The organism is Megasphaera cerevisiae DSM 20462, from assembly GCF_001045675.1.
GTDB classification, from domain to species: domain Bacteria; phylum Bacillota; class Negativicutes; order Veillonellales; family Megasphaeraceae; genus Megasphaera; species Megasphaera cerevisiae.
In genome coordinates this window covers 56,577-72,751 of record NZ_LEKT01000006.1, presented here as the reverse complement: position 1 = coordinate 72,751, position 16,175 = coordinate 56,577, and the positions used below count along the sequence as shown (strand labels likewise).

Annotated in this window: 16 protein-coding genes and 1 riboswitch; of the genes, 11 read left to right on the top strand and 5 right to left on the bottom strand. The window is 44.0% G+C overall.

Annotated features, from left to right (window positions below):
* Positions 1 to 213: 213 nt before the first annotated feature.
* The 5 genes from AB840_RS03145 (at position 214) to AB840_RS03130 (ending at position 3,516) form a co-directional block, all read left to right on the top strand.
* On the top strand, positions 214 to 1,551 hold the full coding sequence (locus tag AB840_RS03145; RefSeq protein ID WP_048513377.1) for an MATE family efflux transporter: 1,338 nt from the start codon (positions 214 to 216) through the stop codon (positions 1,549 to 1,551).
* A 160-nt stretch (positions 1,552 to 1,711) separates the two neighbouring features.
* A complete protein-coding gene (locus tag AB840_RS03140; protein WP_048513376.1) occupies positions 1,712 to 2,113 on the top strand; it encodes a CGGC domain-containing protein in 402 nt (133 codons plus the stop codon).
* Positions 2,114 to 2,254: 141 nt separating this feature from the next.
* Positions 2,255 to 2,809, top strand: coding sequence for an AraC family ligand binding domain-containing protein (locus AB840_RS03135; protein ID WP_200809875.1), 555 nt, complete (start codon positions 2,255 to 2,257; stop codon positions 2,807 to 2,809).
* Positions 2,772 to 3,080 carry a helix-turn-helix domain-containing protein gene (locus AB840_RS17510; protein ID WP_200809876.1) on the top strand — a complete coding sequence of 103 codons (309 nt, stop codon included), beginning with the start codon at positions 2,772 to 2,774 and terminating at the stop codon, positions 3,078 to 3,080. Before AB840_RS03135 ends, AB840_RS17510 begins: the two co-directional genes overlap by 38 nt.
* Before the next feature lie 13 nt (positions 3,081 to 3,093).
* Positions 3,094 to 3,516 carry a DUF2000 domain-containing protein gene (locus AB840_RS03130; protein WP_048513375.1) on the top strand — a complete coding sequence of 141 codons (423 nt, stop codon included), beginning with the start codon at positions 3,094 to 3,096 and terminating at the stop codon, positions 3,514 to 3,516.
* Between the two features lie 53 nt (positions 3,517 to 3,569).
* Here the strand turns inward: AB840_RS03130 and AB840_RS03125 are convergent, their stop codons facing one another.
* The 4 genes from AB840_RS03125 to AB840_RS03110 form a co-directional block, all read right to left on the bottom strand.
* Complete coding sequence (locus AB840_RS03125) at positions 3,570 to 5,126, bottom strand: nitrite/sulfite reductase (protein ID WP_048513374.1); 1,557 nt, start codon at positions 5,124 to 5,126, stop codon at positions 3,570 to 3,572.
* Positions 5,127 to 5,286: 160 nt separating this feature from the next.
* Entirely contained in the window at positions 5,287 to 6,111 is an 825-nt protein-coding gene (locus AB840_RS03120; RefSeq protein ID WP_048513373.1) for a MetQ/NlpA family ABC transporter substrate-binding protein, read from the bottom strand.
* 20 nt (positions 6,112 to 6,131) lie between these two features.
* On the bottom strand, positions 6,132 to 6,785 hold the full coding sequence (locus AB840_RS03115) for a methionine ABC transporter permease (RefSeq protein WP_048513372.1): 654 nt from the start codon (positions 6,783 to 6,785) through the stop codon (positions 6,132 to 6,134).
* Positions 6,766 to 7,809, bottom strand: a complete 1,044-nt coding sequence (locus AB840_RS03110) for a methionine ABC transporter ATP-binding protein (protein ID WP_048513398.1) — start codon at positions 7,807 to 7,809, stop codon at positions 6,766 to 6,768. The genes AB840_RS03115 and AB840_RS03110 overlap by 20 nt, the downstream gene beginning before the upstream one ends.
* A 104-nt stretch (positions 7,810 to 7,913) precedes the next feature.
* A riboswitch (SAM riboswitch) is annotated at positions 7,914 to 8,011 on the bottom strand.
* A 394-nt stretch (positions 8,012 to 8,405) separates the two neighbouring features.
* Here AB840_RS03110 and AB840_RS03105 point away from each other — a divergent pair.
* From AB840_RS03105 to AB840_RS03085, 5 genes are all read left to right on the top strand, one after another.
* Positions 8,406 to 9,908 (top strand): sensor histidine kinase, encoded by a 1,503-nt coding sequence (locus tag AB840_RS03105; protein WP_048513371.1) that lies wholly within the window; start codon positions 8,406 to 8,408, stop codon positions 9,906 to 9,908.
* Positions 9,886 to 10,578, top strand: coding sequence for a response regulator transcription factor (locus tag AB840_RS03100; protein ID WP_048513370.1), 693 nt, complete (start codon positions 9,886 to 9,888; stop codon positions 10,576 to 10,578). The genes AB840_RS03105 and AB840_RS03100 overlap by 23 nt, the downstream gene beginning before the upstream one ends.
* 116 nt (positions 10,579 to 10,694) lie before the next feature.
* The gene (locus tag AB840_RS03095) at positions 10,695 to 10,913 is read left to right on the top strand and encodes a twin-arginine translocase TatA/TatE family subunit (RefSeq protein WP_048513369.1); all 219 of its coding nucleotides are present in this window, start codon (positions 10,695 to 10,697) and stop codon (positions 10,911 to 10,913) included.
* Positions 10,914 to 10,978: 65 nt separating this feature from the next.
* On the top strand, positions 10,979 to 11,560 hold the full coding sequence (locus tag AB840_RS03090; RefSeq protein WP_048513368.1) for a chromate transporter: 582 nt from the start codon (positions 10,979 to 10,981) through the stop codon (positions 11,558 to 11,560).
* Between the two features lie 11 nt (positions 11,561 to 11,571).
* Positions 11,572 to 12,144 (top strand): chromate transporter, encoded by a 573-nt coding sequence (locus AB840_RS03085; RefSeq protein WP_048513367.1) that lies wholly within the window; start codon positions 11,572 to 11,574, stop codon positions 12,142 to 12,144.
* A 5-nt stretch (positions 12,145 to 12,149) separates the two neighbouring features.
* On the opposite strand, the gene AB840_RS03080 is transcribed toward AB840_RS03085, so the two are convergent.
* A complete protein-coding gene (locus tag AB840_RS03080) occupies positions 12,150 to 14,777 on the bottom strand; it encodes a 3'-5' exonuclease (RefSeq protein WP_048513366.1) in 2,628 nt (875 codons plus the stop codon).
* 246 nt (positions 14,778 to 15,023) lie between these two features.
* On the opposite strand from AB840_RS03080, the gene AB840_RS03075 reads away from it, so the two are divergent.
* Positions 15,024 to 16,172: a GspE/PulE family protein gene (locus AB840_RS03075; RefSeq protein ID WP_234984813.1), complete on the top strand. Its 1,149-nt coding sequence runs from the start codon at positions 15,024 to 15,026 to the stop codon at positions 16,170 to 16,172.
* Positions 16,173 to 16,175: the final 3 nt, after the last annotated feature.

Here is a 16,175-nt window from a genome sequence, read left to right as displayed (position 1 = left end):
ATTAAAATTCAATTAGAAAAAGTATAAAAAACAGCGGTTTTATTAGAATTTGATGAAATTTTACGTTGGATTACTATCTTAAAAATATACATTTTATCTCTTCTTGTTTTTTAATAGGGCTATGTTATAATAATAGCACTGCCTGAAAAAAATAATGGCATTATGGTATGATTCGAATTATTCTATTTTTTTTTAGGTTAAAGGAGTGTGTACATGGTTCGCAATATGACAGAGGGAAATCCTATCAGGCTGATTGTAACGTTTATGATTCCTCTTTTAATTGGTAATATATTTCAACAGTTTTATAATATTGCAGATATTATTATTGTGGGACGTACTATTGGTGTTCATGCTTTGGCGTCTGTCGGAGCGTCGGCTCCGTTGTTTATGGCCTTGCTGGGCTTGACTATTGGCTTGGCTTCTGGCTTTTCCGTAGTCACAGGACAGCGGTTTGGAGCCGGAGATGAAGCCGGAGTTCGCCGCTCGGCGGCTATGGCGGCTATGCTGTCTGTTATCATCACGATTATTTTAACAATTCTTTCTTCCTTGTGTCTGCCTTTTTTGCTGGCGATTATGAATATATCTGATGAACTTTATAATGATTCATACCATTATATAAGCATTATTGCCTATGGCATTATTGCGATGATGATGTACAATCTCTTGTCTTGTATCTGCCGGGCCCTGGGAGACAGCCGGACGCCCTTGTATTTTTTGATTTTATCATCTATTTTGAACGTTTTTTTAGCCTTGCTGTTTATTACACAGTTTGGCTGGGGAGTAGCGGGGTCGGCTATTGCGCTCGTTATTGCGCAGGGCGTATCAGCTGTTCTTTGTTTTGCTTATATGGCCAAGCGATTTCCCATGCTGCACTTTAAGCGAAGTGATTGGCATTTTGATGCATCCTTTGCATGGCAGCACCTGCGGCTGGGACTTCCCATGGCGGCACAGTTTACGATTATATCACTGGGAATTTTGGCAATCCAATCCGTGTGCAATACCTTCGGGCCAGAAACGATTGCCGGTTTTGTATCGGCAACACGGATCGAACAGCTGGCCTTGCAACCTATGATTTCGTTTGGTATTGCGATGGCTGTATATGCGGCTCAAAATTACGGAGCTGGGAAATATGACCGTATTCGCAAGGGCGTGCGCCAATGTTCCCTGGTATCTTTTGTTTTTTGTGCGTTTGCTGTTGCCGGGATGTTTTTTTACAGTCATGAACTTATCAGTGTTTTTACGACTGACTATGATGAGCTGCTTATGGAACAGGCTACACTGTACTTATCTCTGTCAGTTCCTTTTTATTTTTTTCTTGGTCAGATTTTTGTATATCGCAATGCCCTTCAGGGGATGGGGATATCGAGTGTTCCCCTTATCAGCAGTATTTTAGAATTAGTTTTGCGAGCTGTGTCAGCATTTATTCTTGCCGGTATGTGGGGCTTTTTAGGAATTTGCTATGCCAGTCCTATTTGTTGGATTGCGGCCTGTTTATTTACTTCGGGATGCTATTTTTATGTGCAGCATACAATGAAAAAAGCGGGGCGATGATACGTAAAGACAACCCCGGTATCTTGGGGAGGATAGTTGGGGCTGTGTTGTACGTTTGGTTTTTCGGAGAGTCTGTTGGGTCTATATTGACGGAGAAAAGACGGGCAGGTATAATGAAATATAAAAATCAGACAGCAGGGTGTTTTTGGGAGGGGTCAGTATGAGTAAGCTTATTATTGTTGTACAGTGTCATTTGGTCATGAATCGGTGCAGCGGCTATAATTGTATGAATGCCTTTTATAAGCGGGAAGGAACATTTTCCGCTTATGGTTCAGATACGCGTTATATGCTTATTACCTGCGGCGGCTGCTGCGGTGCTCAATTAGCCGCTAAGTTTGAAGATGTGACACACCATTTGCGTCGCAGCGGTGAGAACAAAGACGATGTGGTCGTACATTTTGCGTCTTGTGTTTGTTCAGATAACTATCATCGGCCTCCCTGTCCTCATTTACAATATTTAAAGGATATAATGGTACGTAAAGGATATCCGGTTGTTTTGGGATCCTATATTTCTAAAAAAACGTCGGGAAAACGTCAAACGGGTGAATATGAATCCTTTTAAAAAATGGAATACAGCCGTCATTCTGCAGAAAAAATTTTCTATGGAATGACGGCTGTTATAGTATGGAGATATTTTACAAGGCGAAATCTGTCAGTATATAGTATAATAACGGGACAGGAAGGGAAGGGAGGATGAAAGAATGTGGCGCAGAAAACAAGAAGTGCTGTATATGATGATACGCTGCATATAGAAGCGTATCGATTTGATGGCATTATACAGTCGTTTCCTAATCATTTTCATGAATATTATGTTTTGGGACTGATGGAAGAAGGAAACCGGCGTCTTACGTGCCGGCAAGAAGAGTATGTTTTGCACAAAAGTGATATTGTGCTGCTTAATCCGGGTGATAATCATATTTGCGTGCAAGAAGGAACACAAAAATTAGTCTACCGGGGATTTAATATTTCACAGGAGATGATGCTGGATTTATCCAGAGAAACTACCGGAATCAGCCAGCTTCCTGTTTTTTCCCGGCATGTCGCCAGAGATGGTGAAATTGCACATTATATGGAAACGCTGCATGATATGGTGATGACGAGAATTTGTGAATTTGGCAAAGATGAACAACTGCTGTTTTTGTTGTCGCAAGTGCTGCAAAAATATAGCTGCCCGTTTACCGTGTGTATTCCAGTGTGTCAGGATGAAATCGAGAAAACATGTGTTTTTTATAGAGCAACATTTCGCGGCACCGCTTAGCTTAACCGAAATATGTGATTATGCCGGTCTGAGCAAATCTACATTACTGCGAGCCTTTACCCGGGAAAAAGGAATTACGCCATATGGGTATTTACTGAATGTTCGTATTAATAAGGCTAAAAAATTGTTAGAAAAAGGTGTCGGTCCTATGGAAGCAGCACTGCAGACTGGATTTTCCGATCAAAGTCATTTTACAAATTGCTTTAGCCGTTTTATGGGGTTATCTCCGCGGATGTATCATGATATCTTTCTGGAAAAATATAAAAAATGAAAAGAGGGTACGAATGAATATACAAAATCAAAAATGCGTTATGATAATTGACGAAAATCTCCCGTTGGGGATTATTGCCAATACAGCCGCTATTTTGGGAATTACGTTGGGAAAGAAACTTCCCGAAGTTGTCGGACAGGATGTATGGGATGGAAGCGGGCAGGCTCATCTCGGTATTATTGAATTTCCCGTTCCTGTTTTGCAAAGCTCTGTAAAAGAAATTCGGGAGATACGGAAAACGCTGTATACTGAGGATTTTCAGGATATCTTGACTGTTGATTTCTCCGATTTGGCCCAGCATTGCAAAACCTATTATGAATTTGTAAAAAAAATGGAAAAAACCTGCGAAACACAGTTGCGGTACATAGGATTGGCTCTGTGCGGTGAGAAGAAAAAGGTCAACGCACTGACGGGAAGAATGTCTCTTCTGCGTTGATTCATAGATAAATAATGCCCTTGCCGCTCTGTGCGGCAAGGGCATTATTTATCTTATTCGAATTGACTGAGAAGTACTGTAAATTCTTCCGCATGGCCGGCATGCCAGTCAGTAAAAGATTGACCGCTGTCTTCCAGAACGTGGCAAAGTGCCGTGAGGAACGCAGGAATAGCATCCTCTGTTATGACTCCTGCCTGTTCTCCCAGACTTTCCTGTGTTGCTTTATAGGCACCGCCAGTAAAAACAGCAAAGGCCGGTTTCATTCCCGCAGCCGTTTTTTTTGCGGCACCGCGAAAGCCAAGGGAGCCAATCTGATGTGTACCGCATGAAGAAGGACAGCCGGATATGTGAATTTGAGGCAGCACATCTGTCAGTACGCCGTCTTTGCGAAGCTGATGGACGAGGCGGGTCAGCATACCATGGGAGTCACGCAGCCCCTGTTGGCAAATGGAAGCACCAATGCAGCAAACCGACTTTTCAAAAGCATTAGCGGCCGCGTCAGACTGTGTCAGACGCGCGATTTCTTCAGCTTCCTGTATCGTCAGATTGATGATGTACATCGTTTCATCTGTATTAAGCCGGATTTCGGTACCTTCTGTATGTGTTAGAAACTGCAGTACCTTGAAAAATACCGTTCGGTCTGGCGTACCGGCAATGGGATGGTATTCCGCATAATATAACCCGGATTGACGCTGTGGATGAATACGTGGATTTTCAGGAGATGCTGCAGCCGCAGAACCTTCTTTTGTGATTTTTGTATATTCCGGTGTGATATCCAAATCTTTTTTTCTGGATTCAGCTAAATACGTTTGGAAAATCGTGTGAAATTCTTTATCGCCAAGATGGGTAGGCATAAAGCGGGAACGTGCCTTGGCACGATGTTCATAATCGCCATAGGCCATAAATATCTGCCCAAAGGCATCTACATAATATAATATATCCTTAGGTTCTACATTTTCGCCTACCTTCAGGCCGAGACGGGGATTTCCCGCTCCCAGACCGCCTGCAGCATACACATCAAAGAGCCCATTTTCCTTGGCTAAGAACCCCAGGTCTTTAAATGTGGCATGTCCTTCATTGTCCGTGCCGTTGGAAAAACCAATTTTATATTTTCGTGGTAAATGCAGCTGAGGAATCAGCGTCAATGCATAATCTGATGCGGCATTGACATAGGGCGAAATATCAAAATATTCTTTCGGATCAATACCGCGAAGCGGGCTGGCCGTAACATTTCGCGGATTATCACCGCCGCCGCCGATACAATAGATGCCGTGATCAAAACATTCTTTGTACATGGTCAGAATCGTTTCACCAGAAAGATGGTGGAACTGGATTGTCTGGCCGGTTGTAAAGTGGACATATTGCAGATCATGCTGCTGCATTGCCGTCGAAAGATAGTGTATCTGGTCTCTGGTAATACGCCCGCCGGGAAAGCGAAGACGAATCATGCCGCTTTTTGCGCCTCGTTCCGCATAGCTGCCAAATTTTCCGGAAATCCCCTTGTATATATTGGGGGCCAATTCCTGACGGAAAAAAGCGTGACATGCTTTTTCAAATTCAGGATAACTGTCAATAAAAGATTCTTTTGTCTTTTCAGAAATAGCTGTCATAATGCACCTCTGTTCATTGAAATCCTTAAATGCTTATCTTTTATATTATAGCAAAAATTATATAGAGAATAAAGAGCGTTACCGTTAATATACGAGTGGAATGATACTAAAAAACGAACTGCTTTCTGTGGTGAAATAGTTCGTTTTTTAGTATATCCAATTAGAAAGCTGGAATGAATGCGCCCTTATAATGGTCTGTAATGTAATTTTTGATCACGTCGGAATGATATATTTCCACAATCTTTTTTAATGTGGGATTATCTTTATCATCTTCGTGTACGGCTAAGATATTGGTATACGGTGAGTCTTTATCTTCACGGAGTAAGGCATCCGTGACCGGATTCAGTCCGGCATCCAACGCATAATTGGTGTTGACGGCAGCAAAGGTTACATCATCAAGAGAACGGGGAATCTGGGCAGCGTCCAATTCCTTGATTTTTAAATTCTTTTTATTCTCTGTAATATCTGTTACCGTCGGATATGTAACGCCGTCTTGTATTTTAATAAAACCGGCTTTTTGCAAGAGCAGGAGCCCGCGGGCACCGTTTGTCGGATCATTTGGGACGGCTACTGTGTCGCTTTCTTTTACTTCATCCAGACTTTTGATTTTATGTGAATATAGACCGATTGGTGCAATAATTGTCTGGCCGATAGCGGTGATTTTCAAGCCCTTATCTTTTACCAGATTATCCATGTAGGGCTTGTGCTGGTAGGAGTTCATGTCAATTTCTTTATTGGACAAGGCTACGTCCGGTGTAACATAATCAGAAAACTCCATGATTTTGATCATAATTCCCTGTTTCGCTGCTTCTTTTTTTACTTGTTCCATAATGTCAGCGTGTGGTCCCGGCGTAACACCGATGGTAATTTCTTTTTTTTCTTTTGGTGTGCTTCCTGTACTGTCTGTATTGCCGCAACCTGCGGCAAAAAGGCATACAGAGGCAAGGGCAGCGAAGGCAAACGCCCGTTTGATATAGGTATTCATAAATAATAGGTTTTCCTTTCTTATTTTTTGTTTTTCTTGCGGGCTGCGAAGTCGCCGATCGCCTGGATCAAATTAACTCCGACAATGAGAATAATGATTGTGGCAAGCATGACATCTGCACGGAATCTCTGATACCCGTAGCGGATAGCAATATCACCCAAACCGCCGCCGCCGATAGCACCGGCCATAGCTGACGCGCCGATCAGATTGACGATGAGGACGGTAATGTTGTTGATAATAGTAGGCAAAGCTTCAGGGATCAGAACCTTGTGAATAATTTGGAAAGGGGAAGCCCCCATAGATTCCGCCGCTTCGACAAGACCAAAGTCCACATCGCGGATGGATGTTTCAACAAGGCGGCTGAGAAAAGGGATAGCCACGATTGTCAAGGGAACGCAGGCTGCCGTTGTACCGATGGAGGTGCCGGCAATAAGACGGGTCAGCGGAATGATAGCTACCATCAGGATAATAAAAGGAACCGAACGAATAATATTGACAATAGTTCCTAAAATCTGATTCATAACGCGATTTTCCAGAATATGTCCCTTGCCGGTTATAACTAAGGTAATGCCGAGAGGAATGCCGATAATTGCTGCGATGATGGTAGAAACAGATACCATAAAAAGCGTTTCTTCAATACCTTGGAGCATTAATTTAATGATTTCTTGGGACATAGCCTAAAACCTCACTTCCGATTGGTAATTCTTTGATATAAGCAAATGCCTTTGCCTGGGTTTCCATATCACCCATAATGACGATAATGAGATATCCAAATGGTTCATCCTGAATATAGTCAATATTGCCGTAGAGAACACTGACGTTGGTATTGAACTTGCGGACAACGGCGGCGACGACAGGGTCGTTGGTAGCGGCACCTTTAAAGCGGAGGCGGACCAGCATATTTCTATCCGGTGCCGGCTGATCGGTGACACCGAGCATGGTGATGCCTTTGGGAAGTTCTATATTGATGACCGATTTGACAAAGTCCTTCATCGTCTGGGATTGCGGATTGGTGAAGACGTCAACAACCCGTCCTTCTTCTTTAATAATGCCGCCTTCGATAACCGCAACACGATTGCATATTTCTTTGATAACAGCCATTTCATGAGTAATAATAACAATTGTGATATTCAGGCGTTTATTTATATCCTTTAATAGTGATAAAATAGATTTTGTCGTTTGCGGGTCTAATGCCGACGTCGCTTCATCACATAAAAGAATGTTTGGATCACTGGCCAGAGCCCGAGCAATACCGACACGCTGTTTTTGGCCGCCTGAAAGTTGGGAAGGGTAATTAAACTGCCGGTCTGTCAGACCGACTAATTCAAGCAGGTCGGCTACTTTTTTCTTGATACCGTCTTTGGACGCACCGATCAGTTCCAACGGAAACGCAATGTTGTCAAAAACCGTACGAGATGAAAGAAGATTAAAGTGCTGAAATATCATGCCTATGTTTTTTCGTTCTGCCCGCAGCTGTGAATCGGTCATGTGGGTCATCATTTTGTCATCAATCATAACATTGCCGCTGGTTGGTTTTTCCAGCATGTTGATGCAGCGTACCAGTGTTGATTTTCCGGCACCGCTTTTTCCTATAATACCAAAGATCTCACCGTCCTGAATTGTCAGATTTATTCCCTTCAGTGCGTGGACCTGCGCTTTACCGCCGTATGTCTTGGTAATATTTTCCAGTTTAATCACAGTATCAACTCCTATGTGAAGATTTGTTATGTATAATAAAACACATAAATTTACAGCAACAAAAAAAGCCGTCAACAGATGGCGGCCAAACATTGTATACATTCCTTTCATCTGCCGGAACACTCCGCTGGAATTAGCACCTTCCCGCTAGGGGGTTGCCGCAGCTTCATAGGGCCATTCCCTCAGCTGCTCTGGATGAATTCTTTATCTTGTTGTTGCATTTAATAGTAACACTAATAATACGTGTTGTCAAATTAAAAATTAATGCTTTTTGTATTAAAAAACAGGGCCATATTGCTTTTTTCTCTTTTGAAAAAATAAGTTTACTATACAGATATGAAATCTGCTATAATTATGTTCTATAATGTTTTAATTGTAAAAAAAGTTTAAACCAAAGAAATAGGAAGCAGATCTGCTTGTTTTTCGGAACATGGGTGGGTGGCATGATTCCATCGTGCTTTGTATATTTTTTTTGCTTTGTTTATAGAATATTTAACTTCGTTTTATATACTATACTCATGTACGTGTGAGTATATTCTTTGTGAATCGGCAGAAAACTTTTATGGTATTTTAAATAGAGTGAGGCAGGAGTATATATGAAAATACGGGATTTGCCTATACGAAAAAGGCTTCTTCTTTCTAATTTCATTATGATTTTTATTCCGGTTATGTTTTTATTGACCTTGAGTATTGCTATATTTTTATCCTTGCAGTTTGGCAACATCAACAGAGCTAGTATTATTTCCTTTATATGGCCGGAAAGTGGATCGACACTTTCCATTCAGTTTGAACTAAGTCGTCTTCGGGTACGGGCGGATCAGTATGCGGGAAGCCTGAACCGGCTGAAACAATCCAGCAATCATTTAGAGGAGCAAGGGCTGAAGGTAGCCATTTATCAAGGAGATATGCTGCTGTATCATACCCGCAGCAGTGATGCTGACGCAGTAATGGAACGGGCATACCAGGAACGGCCATCTGAAAATGCGGCTATTTCCTGGTCAGATACAGGCTTGGTATTTCACTATCTGTCAGATAAAACAAATGTACGTTTTGCCGTAGTCGGAGATGTTCCTATCCGGCATTCTGATGAGTTTTTTAACCTTGAATCTAAAGATGTTTTAAAAATAGCTTTTTATGCAGTTTTTTTGATTGCCCTGCTGTTAACCGTATTTATTGGGTTATATTTGTCGCGATGGCTGGCGATACAAATTATCAGGCCGCTGGAAAATTTACGCAATATTGCTGATGATATCAGTCAGGGTAATTTAGATCATCCTGTTGTTGCCGGAAATTATGATGAAATTGGCGATACCTGCCGGGCTTTTGAGAAAATGCGTCTGCAGTTGAAAGCAGCAGAGGAGACCCGCAATAAATATGACCATAATCGGAAAGAATTGATTGCCGGTATTTCCCATGACTTATCGACACCGCTGACGAAGATAGAAGGGTATACCTGTGGGCTTATTGATGGAATTGCCAATACACCGGAAAAGAGGAAGCATTATTTACAGATGATTTTGGATACATCCAAGAATATGGGACGATTAGTACAGACACTGTTTTTGTTTTCTAAGCTCGACTTGGGACAAATTCCGTTTCACTGGGAAACTGTCGATATATGCACCTATCTCGATGATTATATCAGTGAACAGGATGAGCATTTTCGCGGCTGCGGAATGATACTTTCCTTCCAACGCGACACGTCTCGGGCGATGGTTTCCATTGATCGGACTCAATTTCAGCGCGTTGTCGAAAATATTATCGCGAACAGCATAAAATATAAAAAAGAGGTATATGGGCATTTACAGATTCATGTACAAAGAGTAGAAGATAAGCGGATACGGCTGATATTTATGGATGACGGCCCGGGGGTGCGTACAGAAGAGCTGTCGCAAATTTTTGAAAGCTTTTACCGAACAGATAAGGCCAGAACAGATGTTGCCAAAGGGAGCGGGTTGGGATTGGCAGTAGTAAATCAAATTGTCAGGGAAATGAAGGGACGTATATGGGCGGAGAGAACGATTCCCCATGGTCTCACAATATGTATTGATTTGCCCGAGGTGAAAGGAGCACAGCATGAAAAAAGTGTTGATTATTGAGGATGATAGGGGAATCGCTGAATTAGAGCGGGATTATCTGGAAGCTAACGGGTTTACTGTTGATATTTCTACAGATGGAATGGCAGGTGAAAAAACAGCGTTAGAGCATTCCTTTGATTTGATTTTGCTTGATATTATGCTGCCGGGACAGGATGGATTTCAAATTTGCCGGCATATCAGAGAGCATAAAAACATTCCTATTTTATTGGTATCGGCGCGTCAGGAGGATATTGACAAAATACGGGGACTGGGGTTGGGCGCCGATGATTATATTGCCAAGCCGTTTAGCCCCAACGAATTGGTTGCCCGCGTTAAGGCACACTTGTCGCGGTATGAACAACTGACGTCCAAAGAAAGCCGCAGTGATATTTTACATTGCGGCGAACTGGCAATTGATGAAGGGGCTCATCGTGTATTTTTACGAGATAAGGAAATTTTGCTTCCGAATAAAGAATTTGAGTTGTTACTTTTTTTGGCTAAAAATCCCGGCATCGTGTTTAGTAAGGAATTGCTTTTTAACCGGGTATGGGGCACAGAAGCGATGGGAGAGACGGCTACCGTATCTGTCCATGTGAATCGGATTCGTGAAAAAATTGAGACAAGTTCGTCTCATCCCCGGTATATTGAAACAGTTTGGGGTGCTGGCTATCGATTTCATGGCGATACATAAGCGCGGTTTGGTCGCTGGTATATAGAACGCCCAATTATTTTTATGCTCTTTTTTATTTTGCGTGACAATGATACAATAGAGCTAATCAAAGTTTTTTTGTGAAGGAAGGTATGATTATGCATTTAGGTGCGCAAGAAATTATTATTATCCTGCTGCTTGTCCTGCTTTTATTTGGCGGCAAAAAAGTTTCCGGATTGGGGAGGGCACTGGGCACAAGCCTGCGTGAATTTAAAGAAGAGATCAATAAAACAGACAATGCTGAAAAGGCGGATGTCGTAAAGAGCGAAACTAAAGAAGCAACGGATCAGAAAACTGAAATAAAGGAAAATAAATAAAGGATGCCGGGGTACACGCAATACAATGATTGCGCATCCGTACCGGCGGATACTGGAGTATATTTATGAAAGAACAACGCCATGAACGTCCTGATAAAAATCTCCGTTTCTTCTGGACGCTTTTTAAGTCAACCTTTATGATCAGTGCTTTTACCATCGGGGGCGGATTTATCATTATTCCGCTGCTGAGGGCAAAATATGTTGACGAATACCAATGGATTACGGATAAAGATGCGCTCGACATGGTGGCAATTGCCCAGTCCATGCCGGGAGTTGTTGCTGTCAACAGCGCCGTTATTTTAGGATACCGCATGGCAGGTATTGCCGGGACGCTGATTGCGTTGGTAGCGACGGTGCTGCCGCCGCTTATTACGCTGACGGTGATTTCGTATTGCTATGATTATTTTGTTCAAAGTCATGTGATCAGGCTGATTCTCCGGGGGATGCAGTGCGGTGCAACGGCGTTAATTGTCAATGTTGGTATTGATTTATTGGTCAAACAGATCAAAAAACAACTTCTCCTGCCTCTGCTTATTATTTTGACGACGTTTATTGGCAGTGCTTTCTTTAATTTTAACGTGATGCTGCTGGTTATTATCGATGGCCTTATCGGTCTTTTGGTTCTGCGGGCGGCAAAATATAATTGAGGAGGATGACCATGATATACGGACTGCTTTTTTTTGAATTTTGCAAAATCGGTATTTTTTGTGTCGGCGGCGGGTACGCATCGATGCCGCTGATTCGGGCCAGTGTAGTTGACACCTATCATTGGCTCAGCATGAGTGAATTTGTCGATATTTTTACGATTTCACAGATGACGCCGGGACCAATCGGAATTAATGCGGCTACCTTTGCCGGTACAAAAATTGCCGGATTAGGCGGTGCGGTCTGCGCTACTGCCGGGTTTGTTACGCCTTCGCTGTTTATCGGGATTCTGTTATCAAAATTAGTTTTAAAATATGGTGATATCGGGCCGATCCGCGGGGTACTGAATGGGTTGCGCCCCGCTGTTGTGGCACTCATTTGTTCAGCCAGCATAGGCTTTATTTTTCTGGCGCTTTGGAATACGGAAACGATGCCTCACGATTTCAGCAATTTTAGTGCCGGATGTCTGGGTATTCTTATATTGGCACTTATCGCCGTCCGTAAAAAGAAGAGTGTTATTCAGATACTTCTTGGGTCCGGGGTGCTGGGACTGATTTTGGGATTGACTGGAATGATTACGGTATAGGCGGCTTATGGTTGTATTTCTTTGTATGAGTCTGGAATGGCCGCAATAAAACGGCTGGGTTGGCGGCGATGGCTACCATCCTGCCGGTGCCAGGATAGGTACAGACGCTTTTTGGCCCGTGTAACAGCTACGTAAAAAAGCCGCTTCTCTTCTTCCAATTCGCGGCCGGACTGTGAACGGGACAAAGGAAATGTTCCTTCCTGAAGTCCGGCTAAAAATACATATGTAAATTCGAGTCCCTTGGCCTGATGAATTGTAATAATCGGGATTTGGGGCTTTTTTTCAAGCAGACTGTCGAGTTCGCTGTTGGACAGTGCTGTCATTTGAATAAATTCATTCAGACAATCACGCGGGTCTTTATCAGGTGAGTCTGTTTCCTGGGCAACGCGGTACAGCCTGCGGATATTTTCAATGCGGTCAATATGATTTTCCCCGTCAGTTCTATCTGCGTGCTTTTCATAATATTCTTTTATGCGGCAGTCATTCATCACGGCACTGATCATTTCGTAAGGGCGTTTAACATAGGATTGCCTGTAAAGCTGCTGCATTTCTTGGCTCACGGGACGGAACAGCGGTAAATATATTGCCATAGCGGCGCAGCGCTGTCCGGTTTGCGGGCGTATGTGCTGACGGATTGCATAGCGAAGCAGGGCAGCCGTGGCCAGAATGTCGTCTAAGGCGTCATGGCTAGGTTTGTCGTCAAGAGCAAAATAAGTACTTAGAAAGCTTAATGTATGATTAGGAAGATTAGGATAAAATCGCCGGAATAGGTCAAGCGTATCGTAATAGGGCAAGCCTGCAGGAGCAGGAATATGCAGACGGCGCAGCTCGCTATGCAAAATGGACAGGTCATATGTTACATTATGACCTACGATAACCCCATCTTTGATGAAATCGAGGAGGGCTGGTAAAATAATGCGGGGATCTTTGCCGTCGCGGGCCAGTTGTTCGTCGCTGATATGATGGACGTAAAAGGAGGTGCCGACATTGCGGCTGGGGCGGACATAGGCAGTGAATTTCTCTGCTGTTCTGCCCTGTGTATTCAGTCTGATAGCGGCAATTTGGATAATTTCGTCATGAATAATATCCGTGCCGGTGCTTTCTACATCAAAAACCACAATCCGTTCCTGCTCCAGCGCGTGTAAGAGAAGACCGAACGGATCATGAAAGGTATGTGCGGATGGATCAATAAAGTCAGTAAGACGAATTCCCAGCTGATGGTATGAAGGGCTTTCAATTGCCATGATAGTTCGGGATCCGATACGACTTGAGAAACGTTTCAAGATTCTTGTTAAGCTTATCGTATCATTTTTATGGATCAGAAGACGCAGAAAGGCAATCACGTCTTTGCTTTCCTGCCGCTTGAAAAGCTGAAATTGATCAATCATAGTAAAGGGGAGGCGGCGATCAGGCGGGAGGGTTTCGTTGTGAGAACGGACACCGTTCCAAATCTGCTTGTTTTGGGGATTCGTGCGTGTCATGATACAGATATGGGGCCAATCCGTTGGTGGCAGCTTGAGGATTTCCTGAAAAATCCAACGTGCTTCATCCATGAACTGGGCCGCTTCATGAACGATGATAGGCAGGCCTGGGTCTGAAGCAGCTGCTACAGACCGTACAGATGCCGCTGGCGGTCCAAAAAGATTGACAAGACAAGCAGCCGTTGCGTGAAGTAACAGTTGTGTAGAGCGATAATTAACGGTAAAGGTAATGCGGCGCGGCTTATAGCTTTCCGTAAAACGACGTAGAATCAGGTCAGGATAGGAACCGCGCCATTCATATATTGTCTGGAAGTAATCGCCGCATAAAAGAATGTTGCGTCCCGGGAAGAGCTGGGATATCAGTGCGTACTCAATTTCACTGGTATCCTGCATTTCATCAACAGATATATATGCAAAACGTTCACGCCAGCGCCGGCAAATTTCTGGGTCATGAAAAAGCTCGCATACGCCGGTGATGAGATCGGCAAAATCGACGGCATGATTGGCGGACAGGGCCGCATCATACTGGCAGAGAAGCGTCAGCCCGTTTGTTGCCAGCCATTGCTCCATGGCCGTGTCGTAGGAACCGTCATAGTTACGGCACAGTTTCTGTACCTGGCAGCTGTCGCAAAGCAGCGTATGAACGGCACTGGCGTAGTCTTCCTGCCTATTACGAGTGCAGGGGCCGTTAAGGACACGGAATTTTTTTATTTGTTCGATAAAGTTCTGCAGCTTTTGCAATTTTTTGGATTCATAGAGAGGGACTGGGGCGGATGCCGTAAGGGTGCTGATGATGGTTTTGCAGTCCGGATCATCATATACAAGAAAGTCACTAAATATAGCGGCGGTATGTTTGGTTTCTTCTTTCAATATGCTGTAACAAAAACTATGTATGGTCTTGACAATGACGTCAAGGCCTTTTTCTTTTACAATTGTCAAGATACGGCGCTGCAGTTCCTTGCAGGCCCTGTTGGTAAACGTAAGGCAGAGAATTTGCGCTCCTTCGGCGCGTTTCGCTGCAAGAATTTGAGCCGTACGGCAGGCTAAAATTCTTGTCTTTCCCGTCCCGGCAGGTGCGCTGAGCAGTATATTGTGATCTAAGTCAAGCACCGCTTCACGCTGTGCCTCGTTGAGACCTTCTAATACATCCATAATAAAGGCTCCTCTCGTTTTATCTTTCTATTATCATAGCATGTCATTTGAAAACTTCCCAGTATTACCTGCCTGGAATACACAGGCTTTCCCCCCGAAAATGAGAGACTGATTAAAAAATGATTAAAAAAACATTAAAATAGGAAAAAAAAACATTAAAATTAGATTAAGTTTTCGAAAGCCGGTTTCAAACTGTGTTAGGATGACAGTATGGCTAGTATCATTTATCATAAAGGATGTGCACGTATGACATGGGAAATGGAACGTATCTCTTTAGAAGGATCCGCACAGACAATTGTTGATTCACTTCTTCAGCATGCGGCCTGTTTGGGAGTCAGCGATATTCATATTGAACCGTTGCAGGAGACCGTTGGCATTCGTTTTCGCCGGGACGGTGTGCTGTTTCCTGCAGGCGAACTGCCAAAGACAGCGCTGGAGACGATAACGGCCAGGATAAAAATTATGGCGGCGCTGGATATTGCAAATAAACGGCTGCCGCAGGATGGACGGCTGGTCTGGCGTAAGGACGGTCGGGTGATTGACATGCGAGTCAGTACGATGCCGACCATACGGGGAGAAAAAACGGTTATCCGCCTGCTGGATGCCGGCAGCGTAGCGCTTCACCTGGATCGTTTGGGAATGGAACCGGAGACGGTGCGGCTTCTCCGTCAGCTAATACACAGTCACAGCGGTTTGTTTATTCTAAGCGGCCCTACAGGAAGCGGAAAGTCAACGACTCTTTACGCGGCGTTACAGGAACTGCATAGCTCGGAAATCAGTATCGCGACATTGGAAGATCCGGTAGAGTACCGGCTGCAGGGGATTTCTCAAAGTCAGATTAATTCTAAAAGCGGACTGGAGTTTCAAAACGGTCTGCGCGCCTTGCTGCGACAAGATCCGGATGTTCTGGTTATCGGTGAAATCCGGGATGCGGAAACTGCGCGTATTGCTATTCGGGCGGCCTTGACCGGGCATCTCGTATTTACGACGCTTCACGCGGCCAGCGCCGCTGAAGCGCCGGTACGGCTGATTGATATGGGGATAGAGCCGTATCTGGTAGCAGATGCTTTGATTGGAATTGCATCGCAGCGGCTGGCTCGGCGATTTTGCCCGCAATGCCTGGGACGAAAGCGGCAGAACGAAGATAAAGCAGCAGCCGCGGATCTGCGTTGTTCGTACTGCTTTAACAGCGGCTATGCCGGGCGGTTTTGCTTGTGTGAAATCATTCCTGTCAAAACGCATGTTAGGGCGACGATACGGCAAAATGGCGGCATACACAATATACGAAAAGCCGCTGCCGCAGACGGCGCTGTTTTCATGGAGGCTGTGATTAAACGAGCGTTGCAGGAAAATAAAACGGACCGGGCGGAGATTGAACGAATTTATGATATGTGAGGT

Bases quoted from the DNA above. Each gene is read 5' to 3' on its own strand.
- AB840_RS03115 (WP_048513372.1), bottom strand. From the start codon at position 6,785: ATGTCCCAAGAAATCATTAAATTAATGCTCCAAGGTATTGAAGAAACG.
- AB840_RS03085 (WP_048513367.1), top strand. From the start codon at position 11,572: ATGATATACGGACTGCTTTTTTTTGAATTTTGCAAAATCGGTATTTTT.
- AB840_RS03105 (WP_048513371.1), top strand. From the start codon at position 8,406: ATGAAAATACGGGATTTGCCTATACGAAAAAGGCTTCTTCTTTCTAAT.
- AB840_RS03095 (WP_048513369.1), top strand. From the start codon at position 10,695: ATGCATTTAGGTGCGCAAGAAATTATTATTATCCTGCTGCTTGTCCTG.
- AB840_RS03145 (WP_048513377.1), top strand. From the start codon at position 214: ATGGTTCGCAATATGACAGAGGGAAATCCTATCAGGCTGATTGTAACG.
- AB840_RS03090 (WP_048513368.1), top strand. From the start codon at position 10,979: ATGAAAGAACAACGCCATGAACGTCCTGATAAAAATCTCCGTTTCTTC.
- AB840_RS03100 (WP_048513370.1), top strand. From the start codon at position 9,886: ATGAAAAAAGTGTTGATTATTGAGGATGATAGGGGAATCGCTGAATTA.
- AB840_RS03140 (WP_048513376.1), top strand. From the start codon at position 1,712: ATGAGTAAGCTTATTATTGTTGTACAGTGTCATTTGGTCATGAATCGG.
- AB840_RS03130 (WP_048513375.1), top strand. From the start codon at position 3,094: ATGAATATACAAAATCAAAAATGCGTTATGATAATTGACGAAAATCTC.
- AB840_RS03080 (WP_048513366.1), bottom strand. From the start codon at position 14,777: ATGGATGTATTAGAAGGTCTCAACGAGGCACAGCGTGAAGCGGTGCTT.
- AB840_RS03125 (WP_048513374.1), bottom strand. From the start codon at position 5,126: ATGACAGCTATTTCTGAAAAGACAAAAGAATCTTTTATTGACAGTTAT.
- AB840_RS03120 (WP_048513373.1), bottom strand. From the start codon at position 6,111: ATGAATACCTATATCAAACGGGCGTTTGCCTTCGCTGCCCTTGCCTCT.
- AB840_RS03075 (WP_234984813.1), top strand. From the start codon at position 15,024: ATGACATGGGAAATGGAACGTATCTCTTTAGAAGGATCCGCACAGACA.